This window comes from Bacillus altitudinis, from assembly GCF_001191605.1.
Classification (GTDB): domain Bacteria; phylum Bacillota; class Bacilli; order Bacillales; family Bacillaceae; genus Bacillus; species Bacillus altitudinis.
In genome coordinates, this window is sequence record NZ_CP009108.1 from 2,716,975 (window position 1) to 2,732,301 (window position 15,327).

Genomic DNA, 15,327 nt, shown 5'->3' on the forward strand with positions numbered 1-15,327 from the left:
CTTTATATTAGTGAATAAGCATTAAGAGCTTATTTTGACCTGCGGTGACATGAGCGTCACCTGTATGAATCACATCAAGGTATTGCGTTGAATTTGTGACGATAATAGGTGTCACTACATCTAAATGGTTTGATTGAATGCCTTCTATATCAAACGATAATAAATGATCCCCCGTCTTTATCTTATCGCCCTCTTTTACCAGTACATCAAAGAATTGGCCGTTTAGGCTGACCGTATCAATCCCCACGTGGATCAATAATTCAATCCCATCATCTGAAACGAGTCCGATGGCATGTTTAGTAGGTGTAACAGTCACTACTTTTCCTGAGAACGGTGCTTGTACCACCCCCTTATCAGGCAAAATTGCGACTCCCTTCCCCATCATTTCACTTGAGAACACGGAATCATTCACTTCAGATAAAGGAATGACCTTTCCACTCATAGGTGATTGAACTTCATAAGGGTTTGTTTGCTTAGACATTTGTTGATTCTCTGTACTCTCAGTGTGATTTGGCTTTTCTGCTGCTTGCTCGTTAGCAGCCGTGACAGACTCCTGAAATCCAAGGAGAATGGTGATGAGAAGTGACACGATGAAGCTAAGGGCGATTCCAATCAGAGCCAGCTGAAAATTATTTGTCCCTTTCATAATGTAAGTTGGCAGTGAAGTAATGCCTGGGATCGAAAAGGCTGTTGTTTTAACTGAAAATAAACCGTAAAAACATCCACCGACTGCGCCGCCAATTAATGAAGAATAAAAAGGTTTTTTTAGTCTAAGTGTGACTCCATAAATGGCTGGTTCTGTGATCCCGAAGAAACTAGGAAGCAATGTTGAAAGCGCTAAAGACCTTGTTTCTACCCGCTTGGTGCGGATGATGACACCTAACACAGCGCCTGCTTGTGCCATATTCGCAATGAAATTCATTGGAAGCAGCATGATATCGTAACCCACTTTTTCAAAGCTGGCTAACGTGCTTGGGAAGAATGCGTAATGCATTCCAGTTAACACAATGAGTGGCATAAGGCCCCCCATTAATAAACCGGCAATCGGACCAGCGAAATTGAACAAAGAAGTGAAAAAGATTTCTAAATATTGCCCAGAAACGTTCCCAATAGGAGCGATAAAGGCCAGTGTAAGAGGAGCCGTGATCATTAGGCTCAATACCGGTGTAAATACGATACTTAAGGATTTTGGGATCGCTTTTGTTATCCACTTATCGACAAAACTTAGTAATAGCACACCTAAAATAATTGGTAATACAGAAGATGTGTAATTATTTAGTGGAATACTTAACCCTAAAAAACTTAACGGGTCTACTCCTTTTGCTGCACCTTCGATCATCGTTGGATATAGTAAAATCCCTGCTAATGCGAGCGCAAGAGATTCTCGCGTTTTAAATTTCTTCGCTGCCGAATAAGCAATGAGGAAAGGTAAAAAGTAAAAGACAGCATTTGAAAAAATTTGAAGTACTTGATAGGTAGAACTTGTCTCCGTCAGCCACCCTAAGCTAACGAACAGTGCCATGATCCCTTTGATCAATCCACTACCAACAATCGCTGGTAAAATAGGTGTGAAAATCCCGCTGATCACATCGAATACGACTTCAATTGGGTTCATCTTTGACGTGTTTTTAACAGGAGCAGAATCATTGCTACTATGACCGGCCAGATGATCGATTTCCTCATAAACCTCTGCTACCTTTGCTCCAATAATGACTTGGAACTGTCCACTTTGGAATTGAGCACCTAAAACACCATCTAATGTTTTCAGCTCATCTACTTTTACCTGACTTTCATCGTTGAGATTAAATCTTAGCCGTGTGATACAATGCCAACTTTGAGATATATTTTCGGTTCCACCAATTAATTTCACAATTTTTCCAGCTAATTCTTTGTTTTCCATGCTTTCACCCCTTCATTTTCACAAAAAAACCTAAACAAAATCCACCATAGAAAAGATCATTCTTTCTCATGGAGATTTGTTTAGGTTAATGCTTTTTCATAACACGCCTAAAAGAAATCATTTATTTTTTTGGTGTTCCTTTGTGATTCTCTCAATATGGATGACTAAAAAAACAAGTTCGTCTTCTGTCACATTCCAATTGAATTCTCGTTTTAACATTTCTTTGATGATCAATCCGCAGGCATAACTCTTCATATAACGATCCTGTATTAATTCTTTTAACGAGTCATCCATCTGCTGCGGTGGTTGATTGGTTTCCTGCCTGACAATAAAATATCTCAAGTGGGTAATAAACCTCGAATAATTAATGGATGATTTATCCAATATCATCTCGAAAATATTTTGAATGATTTTGACGATTTCTTTCGTGAGGTGAGTCATCTTAATGGTGTCTCCCATAGACTGACCATCTATTTGAGCGTTTACAAAATGCAGGGCAATGAGTGAAGCTTCAGTATCTTCAAAAGAAATGCCCATCATCTTTTGAATAATTGTCAGTGCTTTTTTCCCGACTTGATATTCTTGAAAATAGAGATGTGGAATTTCCCACACAATGGGGTTTTCATACGCCATTTTTTCTTCGTGCCTTTGAATAGCGAAGGTGAGATGATCGGATAGCGAAAAGAGCGCGCTGGAACCTAACTTCTTATTCAACATCTCTTCGCCTACGCGAATGATTTTTTCAGTTAATAAAAGGATATCAGTTGGGATAGCGGCAAGTTGAGATTCTAATGGAGACGTCTGATCAGAATAAAATGTCTTACTGACAGCGCTCTCATCAAGTGTATCACCTTTCTTCTTTTTAAAACCTATTCCTGTTCCAAACACAACGACTTCATTTTGAGCCTCTGTTAGAGCTAATACGATATTATTATTTAAAACTTTAACGACGGTGAACATCCTCATCCCACCTTACCTAAAATGCTAAAAAAGCATAAAAAAACACCAAAATCTCAGCAAACAACGTACAAATGTACAATCTGTTTACCTGACTTGGTGGTGCCTGATCATATCAGTAACACTCCTGCATCGGTTACGACTTTATTTTAAATAGAGGAATGACCAAAGTCAACTATTTTTTTCTGAAAAAATAGATTGAAATACCCAGAATCATTTTATCTTTCCTTGTCTTTTTACAGTTTAACATATTTAAGGTTGCTGTAAGGTTCGGATTAATACGAGTTAAGGTTGAGGTTGTACAATGGGTTTGTAAGGAATTGAGGGATGAGTCAAATGGTCCCCTCTTCTAAATCAATCATAGGGGTGAAAAGCTTTGAGAGAAAATAAAATTTTGTCTTCATTATGTTACTTCAGTATCTTTTTTGCACCATTTCTATTTCCGATTATCGTTTATTTCTTAGGAAAAGACGAAGTGAAATACCATGCGAAAAAATCACTATGGACACATATTATTCCTTATTTGATTTTCGGTCTTGGTATTGCCGGTTCAGGTTTACTTGGCATGAACGATATCAGTCATGCTGGTCCGTTCTTAATTGCAACGTATGCTGTGACATTCCTTGTGGCGATCTACTTCTTCATTTGGAACATTGTGAAAGGCATAAAAGTGTTTTCAGAATAAGAGTTAGAAAAAACGGTTCTGTGATTGAGCAGAACCGTTTTTTTGTATGTCCGTTTAAGCGGGTAATTGGATATCAATCGTTGTTCCTTCTCCTATCATACTTTGTATTGTCATATCTCCCCCATGTTTTTGGATGATATCTTTTGCAATCGCCATTCCAAGGCCTGAGCCTGCATGTGTCCCTCCAGTATTCGTCCCTCTATAGTAGCGATCAAACACTTTTTCTAGCTCTGCCTCTTCAATTCCTTTGCCGTTGTCTTGAATGGTGATGTGGGTATGTTCTTTTTGTTCAAGCTGTACAATGATTTTCACATCAGCATCATTGTGAACAAGGGCATTTAAAATGAGATTGGTGACCGCTCTTCGTATGAGGATCGTATCAATATTCAGCATGAGCTTGTCTACATTCGTTTGTAGCTCAATGGTCTGATCTGCATATCTCGAATCGTTGAGGATATCAATTAACGTTTCACGCAGCAATGGCACAATGTTCACAAGCTCTTTATGCAACATCACGTCGTTATTTTTCAGCCTTGTTGTTAAATTGAGATCCTCCATCACATCTTTGATGTACAGTGATTTATTCTCAATGATGTTAGCGTAATGTCTGATATCTTGTTCTGAAAGAGGATAATTTGGATCTTTCATGATTTCTGCATAGCCTTGAATAGAGGATAATGGTGTTTTAATATCATGAGAAATATGACTGATCCACTCTTCCCGCATTTGCTCTAATTTGTCTTTTTCTTTTTGGCTTGAAGCGAGCTGCTCTGATAAGTGATTGACATTATAGAACACATCTTTATATATCCCCTTCGTTGGCAGCTTCGTCGTATAATCTCCGTTTGCGAGCCTCTGGATGCCGTAAATGGCACGGCCGAGCGGTTTGATGAGTTGCCGGCTGAATAAGTATCCAATGAATAAGGCAATGATGGCATCAATCGATAATAAAATCATCGTCCCGATATTGAATTGCGATATTAATTCTTTCGTATCAAAAGAAAATAAATATTTTCCGATGGAAGGGTCCTTAAATCCGATGAAGTAGCTGTATTCCTTACCCTTTCCATTTTTCCCGCCAGCATAGATCGTCGACATCAATTGCTTATCTTTATATTTATGTAAGTTTACAATTTCTATAGGTGTGTATTTGCTTTTTAAGCCTTTAGGTGCTAGTGCATGATAGACGTCTTGTCCATTTTCGTCTAATATTTGAATCCACGCATTTTGTTGTTTTAAAGCTTGCTGTCCTTCTTTACTCACAGTGATATCTTGATTAGACAAGGTGATGTATTGTTCAAATGTTCTTGTGAAGGTTTCCGGTGTATTTTCTTCGTTTTGCTGACTGCTTGCTTGTAGTACAAGCCATATCATGAATCCAAATAAGTTAATAAAGACCGTGATAATGGTCACGATAATAACAGAGACCATGTATCTGCCTGTTAATCGCCATTTCATCTTTACGCATCCTTTACAACAAATTTATAGCCAAGTCCTTTGACCGTCACGAGAAATTCTGGTGTAGATGGGGAATGTTCTATTTTTTCCCGCAGTCTTCGTATATGAACCATTACCGTATTATCAGAACCGAAGAAATCCTCTCCCCAAACCGTTTGATAAAGCGTTTCTTTACTGATCACGCGATTCGGATGCTGCAAGAAATAAGTCATCAACATAAGTTCTTTCGGAGTGAGTTCAATTGTCGCTCCGTTTTTCGTCAGTTCGGCTTGCTGCTCGTTTAACTCAAATGGTCCTTTTTTGATCACGGGCTCCGCTTGAGAAGGCTGTACGTATGATGACCGTCTTAGCTGGGCTTTTACCCGGTAGGCGACTTCTTTTGGACTGAACGGTTTTGTAATGTAATCATCGCCGCCAATGGCAAGTCCTACAATTTTGTCTGATTCCTCTCCCTTTGCTGATAAAAAGATAATCGGAACATGTGAGACATCTCTGATTTGTTTGCAAATATCGTAGCCTTCTCCGTCTGGCAGCATAATATCCAGTATGACGAGATCTGGTTGTTCTTGATGAAATTGCGTGAGCCCATCACGCGCAGTTGAAGCTGTTAACACCTGGTCAATGCCTTCTCTTGTTAATACGGTATGGATTAATTCTAAAATTTCTTTTTCGTCATCTATAATCAATACTTTGCTTTGAACCTTTGGCATGATGATCACTCTCCTGAAGTCATTGTTATTATTATACCCAAAGTGTTGACGTCGTGAAAAATCAACTTTCTATTTGCACAGAAAAAAGCCAATTTTCTTTTTGAATGAGAAAATTGGCTTTTCGTGTTTCTCTAGCGTTTGACCACAAATGTTGTCACACTTTGAGCAGGGAGATGAGCCCAAAATTGATTTCCTGATATGTTTAAGTCAGTTCCAGGTTGAAGGTTGCTGCTGCCGCTCGTCACCCATCTAGACGCCTGAGAGACGGAGCCATTTTGCACGACGAAGTGTTGATTGACCCCTGCATTGTTTTTGTTAATCGCGACAATGACGACCTGATTGTTTCCTTTATAGGCTGAGACGAAAACATTCGATTCAGGGCTTTTCGTTGCATCAATTCTGACGTACCCTGGACGCACAAACTTGGAGAAATGCGCCATGTTGTATCCGCGCTTGCTAATCATTCCATCTTCTTTCATAGGACCGTATGATCTCCGGATGTACCACCACACATACGCCTGAAAGTCCCCTTCCACCATTGAATGGTGAATATGCTCTGATACCCCTAATGCCTCAGGCCAGCGGTCCGCTGAATTGTTATCACTATTCGGGTAGTAGACCTCTGTCATCCATAGCTCTTTCCCTGCCCCTTTTTGTTTGAAAAGAGGGTACGGAAGCTGGCTAATTTGGGTTCCGTATAGATGAGCGCCGAGAATGTCCATATTCCTTAGCGCCTGCGGATCGTTTAAGATAGGATCTGAGATATTCTTAAGGTATTGAAACGATTCTGGTGCAATCACACGTGCATTAATGGAACCGGCATTTTCTCTCATGAAACGCAAGATTTCCTGAGGTGTCCACCATGTCCATTCGTGTGCATAATCGGGCTCGTTTTGAACAGAAATCGCATAAAGATTGACTCCGTTGTTTTTCATGTAAGTGACAAAATCATTCAGATGCTGAGCATATGCTGCGTATTGATTGTATTTAAGCCGCTTGGCAGGTGATCCATTCCGGTTAAATGTTTCAACCATACTGCTTGGAGGATTCCAAGGGGAAGCAATGACTAGAGCACCATGCTCGATCGCTCGTTTGGCCGTCGCGACTTCTCTGCTCCAATTGTTTCTGTTTTCGTCTACATAAATTCTAAGAATGGAAAACCCTAACTGATTTTGTCCATTGCCAAAGGCAGTCTCCCTTTGTGGCGCTGTCAAATCACCAATCCAAGCTGGATGGTTCATTCCGCCAAAACCACGAATCACTTGTCTTTCTGCATTAAGGTTAATGTTTGCGTCAGCTGCTGATACTTCAGCTACTCCGGGGCCTATGAACATGACAGATAGCATGGTGAAACACACCAATAAAGCAAGCATTGGTTTTTTTATACATGACATCAAATTTCCCACTCCTCTATCAAACATTTAAGCACCTTTATTCGCTACCTTTGAGTAAACTGCCAAGAATCAAATTGGAATAGATTTCCCCCGCCTGTTCCGGTAAAGACAAAAAATACGTTGTGCACTCCGGATGCGCCGTTAATCGATGTTTCTATTTCCCGCCAGTTTTGTGTTCCACCGGTGGAAGGGACATTCAGTGTACCGACCAGTCTGCCGTTCGCGCTGCCAAGGCGTACTTCTATTTTCCCGCCTACTGTCGATGCGACATTGGCTTTAAATGTTCTAGCGCCATTTGAACCAAAGTCTACATTCCCTAAAGCCACCCAATCGCCGTTTTGAATGTTGATGACATGCTGGTTATTCACTGGTCCCCCTGGTGCTGACGAGGCTTCTGTCAAAATGCGTCCATTCCAAGCGAATGTTTCAGCTTCAACACGTTGATATGGGTTCAGATTAGATAGCTGTTTCACTCCTTCATAATTGGCTGCTACTTCTCGAAGGGAGCCATCTGCATTATGCACAAGCTTGTTAATATGTGGAGAGCGATAGCCTTTGCCGCTTCCGTATAATGCAGAGCTAACGGTTTGCGTATGATACACGACATACCACTCATTTTTAAAATTGAACACCGCATGATGGTTGTTACCGCCGCCACCAAAAAAAGCACCCGGATTTTTTAGAAAGTGTCCTTTATACGTGAAGGGTCCCATCGGACTTGAGCTCGTCATATAGCCGATTTCACCAGGTGGTTTATCAGCAGGATGTGAGCCGCCAAAATTGATGCAATAGGAATAGTAATAGGTTCCGTTATACTTATGCATCCCTGAGTCTTCAAACATAAAAGGAGCATCAATGGTGGATGCGCTACTGGCCACACTTGTCATATCAGCACCTAGCTTCAGGACTCTTGCTGTTTTAGGATTTGCCCATTGTCCCTGCGTTGGATTGGAACCGCCTGGAACGCCTCCGCCGGCATATAGATAGCCAGTACCGTCATCATCTACAAATACGGCCGGATCAAAAAGCCATACAACTCCGGACATGCCAGGTGTACTTGGCGTAACGAGTGGTTTTCCAATTGGATCAGTCCATGGACCAATCGGGCTGTCTGCTGTAAGGACTCCAATCCCTCCGCCGCTGTTAGCGAAATAAAGGAAAAATTTATCCTTTCCATTGATCTTCTTTACCGCTGCTGATGGGGCCCATGATGCGCCTGCCCATTTGGCAATGCCTCTGCCGCCATTTGCCCCATTTGCTCCCGCTACTGGAATCGCTCCGTGATCGGTCCAGTTGACCATATCCGCCGAAGAGATGACGAATACTCTATTCAGATTTGCAAATGAATTGTCCTTAATTGTTCCGTTGCTTTGATATTCATAGTCATCACTCGACATATAAAGGTACACTCTTCCGTTATAGGTAAGCGCAAACGGGTCTGCTCCTAAGTGATGATCAATGAGCGGGTTTGCATTTCCTACTTGCTTGGCAATTGGTGTGCTTGCCGCATGAGCTTCATATACTGGCAAACAACTCAGTACCAAAGTGAAGATCAATAAACAAACGCTACACTTCATCCTCGTCCTCATCGTGTCATTTCCTCCTGTTTTCATCTTCCTGATATTGGGGTTTAGGCCCAATTTCAAATTATGTTGATGTTTCGTGATGAAGAATGAATACAAAGAATGATTTCTCCCTGTGAAACCCTGTAAAGAGTGCGATGAAAACCCTTACTTTTTAACTAGAAGACAACAAAAAAATGCAGTCTCCATTTTGGAGCTGCATTCTTCCTCAATGTTCAATAAATGTACTTCTACATATACCGAGCGGTCACCATTTTCTTTCTCGTGTAAAACTCTACTCCGTCTGTTCCATTGGCGTGCAAGTCTCCGTAGAAGGAATCTTTCCAGCCGGAAAATGGGAAGAAAGCCATTGGAGCAGGGACACCAATGTTAATGCCTAACATGCCGGCTTCGATGTTTTCACGAAATTCTCTTATGCTTGAAGCGCTGTCTGTGTATAGGCAGGCACCGTTTGCGAATTTTGATTGATTGGACAGGTCGATTGCTTCTGCGAGTGATGAGACACGGACAATGGATAAGACTGGGGCAAAAATCTCGTCCTGCCAGATTTTCATTTGATTTGTGACATGATCAAAGATCGTTGGTCCGACAAAATACCCTTCTCCATTTGTTTCGTTATCTTGTCTGCCATCACGAATCAGGCTTGCGCCTTCTTCAATTCCTGATTGGATATATTGAAGAGTTCGTTCTTTATGCTCCTTCCGAATGACTGGTCCGAGAAAGACATCTTTATTTATTCCGTTTCCTATGACAAGCTGGTTGGATTCATCGACCAATTGTTGAATCAAGTCGTCTGCCACGTCTTCTTCCACTGCGACAACAGCTGCTGCCATGCAGCGTTCACCTGCTGATCCAAAAGCAGCTCCAATGATTTGTTTTGTGGCTGATTCTAAATCAGCATCTTTCAAGACGATGGAGTGATTTTTTGCACCGGCAAGTGCTTGTACACGTTTACCATGTGATGTCCCTTTTTTATATACGTATTCTGCGACTGGCTGAGAGCCGACAAACGAAATGGCTTTTACCTTTTCATGTTCAAGCAGACCGTTTACTACATCGTGAGCGCCATTGACAATGTTGAGCACACCTTTTGGAAGTCCCGCTTCTTCAAATAGTTCTGCTAACCGTGCAGCAAGGATTGGCGTCCGTTCTGAAGGCTTTAAAACAAATGTATTTCCGCAAGCGATGGCAAGCGGGAACATCCAGCATGGGACCATCATCGGAAAGTTAAACGGGGTAATGCCGCCGATGACGCCAATTGGGTAGCGGTACATGCCAGACTCTAGACCAGTCGCAATATCAGGCAGTTGTTTCCCCATCATTAAGGTTGGTGCACCAGCGGCAAATTCCACACATTCAATTCCTCGCTGCACCTCTCCTTTTGCTTCTGTTACACTTTTTCCGTTTTCCAGCGTGACGAGTTCAGCCAACTCATCCCATTTCTCAACGAGTAACTGTTGGTATTTAAATAAAATACGTGCGCGCCGGGGAACAGCTGTTTTAGACCAAGTGGTGAACGCTTCCTGTGCTGCTTGGACTGCATGTTCTACATCCGTTTTTGTTGAAAGCGGTACTTCTGCGATGACTTCGCCAGTAGCTGGATTATAAACAGCTTCCGTTTGGTTCGTTTCGGCGTCCACCCATTGTCCGCCAATATAATTTTTCAACGTTTGTACATCTGTTTTGGTCATGTTCCCTCTCTCCTCTTTGTTTGGATTGTGATGCAATCGTGTGTTGATTTATCGTCATTGTCTCATCTAAGGGGCCTTCATCTGTATACACTCTTTGTCAAATGAAACCACAGTTTTGCTTTACGTTCTGATAAAACATGTGAAGTCTATCGCTTTCAGCTCTTTTGGTTCCGCAGATCTGTCCCCCCTTTTAGGTCGTTTTATCTGTGTGTCATGTGGCATGATCATGTTAACTAATTGATGATGTATTTTTGGTTAACTGTTGGTTAACTTTAGAAAAATCATAATATTAATAACGCTTTCAGTCAATGATCAGTTTGTTGATCTAAAAAAACCTGATGCCAAGTGCATCAGGCTAAGACTGTTTATGTTAGTTATTTAGAAGAAATTGCGTATTGACTCGGCTCTGTATAAGCCGGGAGCATCTCCCCGTGTGCTTCAATTAATTCATTACATAGTTTAATGGTGTCATCAATTGATAATTCAGCACTTGTATGCGGGTCTAATAATGCCGCTTGGTAAATGTGTTCTTTTTTGCCGCTGATTGCAGCTTCAATCGTCATGAGCTGTGAGCTGATATTGGTCCGGTTGAGTCCAGCCAATTGTTCAGGTATCTCTCCGATATAACATGGCATGATACCGCTCCGGTCTGCAACACATGGCACTTCCACACAGGCTTTTTCAGGAAGGTTGTGAATGAGTCCTCCTGTGTTCAGTACATTTCCACCAAATTTAAAGGGAACGTTCGTTTCAATCGCTTCAATGATACGTGAACCATATTCTTTAGAGCGCGTATGCGTGATTTGTGTGTTTCCCACAAGGTCATGTTTCATCGTATTCCAATTGTTGATTTGTTCCTCGCAGCGTCTTGGGTATTCATCGAGCGGAATGTTAAACTGTCCAATCAGTTCTGGATAACGAGATTTGATAAAATACGGATGATATTCTGCATTGTGCTCTGAGGATTCGGTGACATAGTAGCCGAATTTATCCATTAGTTCAAAACGAACCATATCAGGATGCCGCATTTTTTGTTTTTCTTTTGCTCTTGCTTTGATTTCTGGATACAAGTCTTGACCGTCCCGTTTCACTTCTAATAACCATGCCATGTGATTAATGCCGGCAATTTTTTCTTCAATGCCTTCATGATCCATTTCAAGTGATTGAAATAAATCTTTCGTACACACCTGTACGCTATGGCAAAGACCAACCGTTTGAACCCGAGTATAACGCAGCATAGCGCCAGTCAGTGTGGCCATTGGATTCGTGTAATTTAATAATAAGGCGTGTGGACATACCTCTTCCATATCCTTTGCGAAGTCCAGCATCACGGGAATGGTTCGAAGTGAACGGAAAATACCGCCGATGCCAACCGTATCCGCAATCGTTTGTCTTAATCCATATTTTTTTGGAATCTCAAAATCAATAACAGTGCTTGGCTGATAGCCTCCTACCTGGATGGCATTGATGACATATTTCGCATTCTTTAAGGCTTCTTTCCGGTTGTGATACGACTGAATGGTCACATGTGCACCGTAGTTCTCTTTTAAGTGACGTAGCATCGTTTCTGATTCTTTCAGCCGGTTATGGTCGATATCATATAACGCAAATTCAAAGCCAGCAAGTGCGGGAACGAACAAACAATCTCCTAATATATTTTTAGCAAACACGGTACTTCCTGCACCGATAAATGTAATTTTAGACATAGACGACACTCCTTTTTACATCAAGGTTGGATTACCCTTTAACAGAGCCTTGAGACAGCCCTGCGATAAAGTATTTTTGCAAAAGTAAAAACATCGTGACCATTGGCAGCATCGCAATAAGAGCAGCGGCGCCAACGAGCTGGAGCTGGTGTTGATTTTGACCAAAGAAATTGGATAAGGCGACTGTAAGTGTATGCATCTCTTTATCTTGCAAGAAGAAGATGGCAAATTGATAGTCGTTCCAAATATACACACAGGCAATGATTAAAACAGAAGCGGTAATCGGCTTCAGCAGCGGAAAAACGACGGTGAAAAAGACTCTGAGTGTTCCCGCACCATCAATACGAGCGGCTTCTTCAAGCTCCTTTGGAATCGTCGACCGGATAAAACCGGCATATAGAAAAATCGTCAGTGGCAAAAAAGCAGCAACATTGTTTAAAATAGCGATTTGATAAGTATTCATCATGCCAATTTGTACAACCATTTTGTATAAAGGGACAAGGGCTGTGAGCGGCGGTATGACCATAATGGCAATGAATAAGAGATACACCGCTTGATTCAGCTTTGTTCCTCTTCTTGCGAGTGGATAGGCGGCAAGTGATCCAAAGATGATGAGTAGGGCAGCCGAGCTGAACGTAATGATCACTGTATTCAAAAAGGACTGGCCAAGCTGAGCATCTGTCCATGCCATCAGAAAGTTTTCAAAATGAAGCGTTGATGGGAACAACCATTTTGAGCTAAAATCTCCTATCCCCTTTAGAGAGGTCGTGACTAAAATATAAAATGGAATCAGGTGAAGCAATGTAATCGAAAGGGCGAGTAAGGAGTACCATCTTTTCTTTCGTTTATAGGCGTTATCCATCACACCTCGGTCTCCTTTCGTTTGAAATAAATGAGCGCTGCGACACTTACGACAAGGATGATGACAGCCATGAAGACACCTTGCGTCGCTGCATAGCCTGCATCCTGCCGTTTGAAATACAAATCGTACATAAAAGTCGACATCGATTGCGAGGAATCTCCGGGTCCTCCGCCAGTGAGCGCGACAATGACATCAAATAATTTAAGTCCACCGATCACATTGAGCACAACATTGATGGTGATAGATGGCATTAAAAGCGGTAATGTGATGCGCCAAAATTGCTGAAGACCTGAAGCGCCATCGAGTTGTGCTGCTTCATAATAATCTTTAGGTATGCTTTGGAGTCCTGCTAAATAAATGATCATGGCAATCCCGACGAATTGATACGTATTCACAAACACAATGATCCAAGTGTTTAGCTGCGGATTACCAAGTGCGTTCATTGGATCAAATCCAAAAAAGGTAACAACGTCGTTTAAAGCACCACCTTGGTACGCAAAGACAAAATACCAAATATAGCCCATAGCAATCGGGCTGATCATGACGGGTAAATAGATCACCGTTCTTGTGATGGCTCTCATTTTTAAACTTTGATTTAATAAGAGTGCATATCCAAGACCAATCATATTTTGTAAGATGGTGCTCCCGATGCCGTAAAGAAGGGTATTTTTCACAACAAGCCATGTGGTTGGATCTTGCAGCAATCGTTTGTATTGATCCAGTCCAATCCACTCATACTGTTGTGAGAAACCGTTCCAATTTGTAAAAGAAAGCTGAATCCCGTTAAAAAAGGGATAAATGATAAAGGCACTGACAACGAGAACAGCAGGCAGATACATCCACCAAAGTGAAGAATTTTGGCTATTTTTCATCTTCTGTTTTGGAAAAGAGGTAAATGTCGCCGCCTGTTTTTCTTTTGTGATGTCACTCATTGGCTTCACTCCTGTTTCAGCATGAGCCTGCTATTGTTTTTTCAGACGCTTATATTCCTCTTCCATTTTCTTCGATAGTTGTTCCGGTGTGATGGAGCCTGCTAATAATTCTTGACCGGTCGTTGCCATGACAGCCCACATGCCGCTCGGTAAGTATTTCCGATCAAAATAGGGTTCAATCTTAATATCTTCATATTGCTCGTAAAATGTAGAGTAATAGTTTTTGGCTTTGACTTCTTTTAAGGCCGTTTCAGAGGAAGTGCCCTCTGCGATTTTCTTTGCGTTTTCAGGCTTTGCTAAAAAGTCAATGAATTGTTTTGCTTCTTTTAGATGCTTTGAGTCTTTCCATGCCGCAACAGTAAAGCGTTCCCCGCCAATCCAGCTTTGCTCATCACCTTCATGAATAGCTGGTACGGGCATGGTGCCTACTTTGATCGATTGATTGAGTTCAGTCGCCTCAGGTCCTAAAGATCCTCCCACAAAGGTGAAAGCGATTTTGTTTTGTGCCATCAGCTCAGGTGCTTGGGATAGTTTCGCCGTGAGTACGTCTTTGTTTAAAAGGTCTTGATCTTTCAGCTCCTTCATAAACTGTGCAAGCGGTGTATAGTGAGACCAATCAAATGATCCATTTTCAAGGTCTTTTCCGTATTGATGTTTTTGATCGGTAATGAGTAAAGGCGTTGCCAGCTCATCAAAGACTTGGGCAATATTAGAATTGTCGCCTCCTGGGATCCAGAGCGGCACAACGTCTCCTTTACTTTTTTCTTTGACAGTTTGTAAAGCACTTTTCAGTTCATTCAGTGTTTTAGGAACTTTTATGCCATATTCTTTTAATAGATTGGCATTAAAACTAAGTCCGTCTTTTGCTTGATTCAGCGGATAGGCATAGACTTTGCCGTCTTTGTCTTTTAAAATTTGATCGAGTGAAGGATCGAGTTGTTTTACCCAGTCCATCTCCTTTAGATCAGCCACGTATTCGCTATATCGCAGCTTGGCCCAGCCGTGTGTATCAAATAGGTCTGGCATATCGTTTGCCCCCATTTTGACGCGTATCATATCTTCATAGCTGTTGCCAGGGAAGTTGGCATCAATTCGGATGTTTTGATGTTCTTTTTCAAAATCACGGATCACTTCTTCAAATGCCTTTCTCTCCCCGCTGTTACTCATTGTGGAGAATAGAGTCAAGGTCACTTTCCCGTTTGCTTCAGACGCACCGTTATTGCCGCAAGCAGACAAGATCATCGACAAAACTAGAGCTACACACAGCATCAGAATTTTTTTACTCATCGTTTCCTCCTTTTGATTACTGAAAATTCAGACGATTATCGGTAGAATTCATGCAGTTGCGGAAACAAAAGAAGTCCATTATACTGGAATTCTATTCTTTTCAAAGAGATAAGAGAGCAATTGGGTGAACTGCGTTGTTTTCAGCATGATCTGGCCATCATG

Annotated in this window: 12 protein-coding genes; 1 reads left to right on the forward strand and 11 read right to left on the reverse strand. The window is 41.6% G+C overall.

Translation table 11 applies throughout. The annotated features are described in order from the left end of the window. Positions 1 to 7: 7 nt before the first annotated feature. Both ID12_RS13670 and ID12_RS13675 read right to left on the reverse strand, forming a co-directional pair. Complete coding sequence (locus ID12_RS13670; RefSeq protein ID WP_025207424.1) at positions 8 to 1,900, reverse strand: beta-glucoside-specific PTS transporter subunit IIABC; 1,893 nt, start codon at positions 1,898 to 1,900, stop codon at positions 8 to 10. Positions 1,901 to 2,017: 117 nt separating this feature from the next. Continuing rightward, on the reverse strand, positions 2,018 to 2,860 hold the full coding sequence (locus ID12_RS13675; protein ID WP_008343748.1) for a PRD domain-containing protein: 843 nt from the start codon (positions 2,858 to 2,860) through the stop codon (positions 2,018 to 2,020). Positions 2,861 to 3,233: 373 nt separating this feature from the next. On the opposite strand from ID12_RS13675, the gene ID12_RS13680 reads away from it, so the two are divergent. Further along, a complete protein-coding gene (locus ID12_RS13680; RefSeq protein WP_007499277.1) occupies positions 3,234 to 3,542 on the forward strand; it encodes a magnetosome magnetite crystal formation protein family in 309 nt (102 codons plus the stop codon). 54 nt (positions 3,543 to 3,596) lie between these two features. Here ID12_RS13680 and ID12_RS13685 read toward each other — a convergent pair whose 3' ends face one another. The 9 genes from ID12_RS13685 to ID12_RS13725 form a co-directional block, all read right to left on the reverse strand. Next, positions 3,597 to 5,000 (reverse strand): sensor histidine kinase, encoded by a 1,404-nt coding sequence (locus tag ID12_RS13685; RefSeq protein ID WP_025207425.1) that lies wholly within the window; start codon positions 4,998 to 5,000, stop codon positions 3,597 to 3,599. A 2-nt stretch (positions 5,001 to 5,002) separates the two neighbouring features. After that, complete coding sequence (locus tag ID12_RS13690; RefSeq protein ID WP_025207426.1) at positions 5,003 to 5,710, reverse strand: response regulator transcription factor; 708 nt, start codon at positions 5,708 to 5,710, stop codon at positions 5,003 to 5,005. A 131-nt stretch (positions 5,711 to 5,841) separates the two neighbouring features. Beyond that, positions 5,842 to 7,107 carry a glucuronoarabinoxylan endo-1,4-beta-xylanase XynC gene (xynC, locus tag ID12_RS13695; RefSeq protein WP_025207427.1) on the reverse strand — a complete coding sequence of 422 codons (1,266 nt, stop codon included), beginning with the start codon at positions 7,105 to 7,107 and terminating at the stop codon, positions 5,842 to 5,844. A 41-nt stretch (positions 7,108 to 7,148) separates the two neighbouring features. Then, entirely contained in the window at positions 7,149 to 8,693 is a 1,545-nt protein-coding gene (locus ID12_RS13700; RefSeq protein ID WP_025207428.1) for a glycoside hydrolase family 43 protein, read from the reverse strand. 224 nt (positions 8,694 to 8,917) lie between these two features. After that, positions 8,918 to 10,378 (reverse strand): CoA-acylating methylmalonate-semialdehyde dehydrogenase, encoded by a 1,461-nt coding sequence (locus ID12_RS13705; RefSeq protein ID WP_025207429.1) that lies wholly within the window; start codon positions 10,376 to 10,378, stop codon positions 8,918 to 8,920. 374 nt (positions 10,379 to 10,752) lie between these two features. Then, positions 10,753 to 12,084: an alpha-glucosidase/alpha-galactosidase gene (gene melA, locus ID12_RS13710; RefSeq protein WP_025207430.1), complete on the reverse strand. Its 1,332-nt coding sequence runs from the start codon at positions 12,082 to 12,084 to the stop codon at positions 10,753 to 10,755. Positions 12,085 to 12,115: 31 nt separating this feature from the next. After that, a complete protein-coding gene (locus ID12_RS13715) occupies positions 12,116 to 12,946 on the reverse strand; it encodes a carbohydrate ABC transporter permease (RefSeq protein ID WP_025207431.1) in 831 nt (276 codons plus the stop codon). Continuing rightward, a complete protein-coding gene (locus tag ID12_RS13720) occupies positions 12,946 to 13,878 on the reverse strand; it encodes a carbohydrate ABC transporter permease (protein WP_025207432.1) in 933 nt (310 codons plus the stop codon). Before ID12_RS13720 ends, ID12_RS13715 begins: the two co-directional genes overlap by 1 nt. A gap of 30 nt (positions 13,879 to 13,908) precedes the next feature. Continuing rightward, positions 13,909 to 15,165 carry an ABC transporter substrate-binding protein gene (locus ID12_RS13725; RefSeq protein WP_025207433.1) on the reverse strand — a complete coding sequence of 419 codons (1,257 nt, stop codon included), beginning with the start codon at positions 15,163 to 15,165 and terminating at the stop codon, positions 13,909 to 13,911. Positions 15,166 to 15,327: the final 162 nt, after the last annotated feature.

Bases quoted from the DNA above. Each gene is read 5' to 3' on its own strand.
- ID12_RS13670 (WP_025207424.1), bottom strand. From the start codon at position 1,900: ATGGAAAACAAAGAATTAGCTGGAAAAATTGTGAAATTAATTGGTGGA.
- ID12_RS13675 (WP_008343748.1), bottom strand. From the start codon at position 2,860: ATGTTCACCGTCGTTAAAGTTTTAAATAATAATATCGTATTAGCTCTA.
- ID12_RS13685 (WP_025207425.1), bottom strand. From the start codon at position 5,000: ATGAAATGGCGATTAACAGGCAGATACATGGTCTCTGTTATTATCGTG.
- ID12_RS13690 (WP_025207426.1), bottom strand. From the start codon at position 5,710: ATGCCAAAGGTTCAAAGCAAAGTATTGATTATAGATGACGAAAAAGAA.
- ID12_RS13700 (WP_025207428.1), bottom strand. From the start codon at position 8,693: ATGAGGACGAGGATGAAGTGTAGCGTTTGTTTATTGATCTTCACTTTG.
- ID12_RS13705 (WP_025207429.1), bottom strand. From the start codon at position 10,378: ATGACCAAAACAGATGTACAAACGTTGAAAAATTATATTGGCGGACAA.
- melA (WP_025207430.1), bottom strand. From the start codon at position 12,084: ATGTCTAAAATTACATTTATCGGTGCAGGAAGTACCGTGTTTGCTAAA.
- ID12_RS13715 (WP_025207431.1), bottom strand. From the start codon at position 12,946: ATGGATAACGCCTATAAACGAAAGAAAAGATGGTACTCCTTACTCGCC.
- ID12_RS13720 (WP_025207432.1), bottom strand. From the start codon at position 13,878: ATGAGTGACATCACAAAAGAAAAACAGGCGGCGACATTTACCTCTTTT.
- ID12_RS13725 (WP_025207433.1), bottom strand. From the start codon at position 15,165: ATGAGTAAAAAAATTCTGATGCTGTGTGTAGCTCTAGTTTTGTCGATG.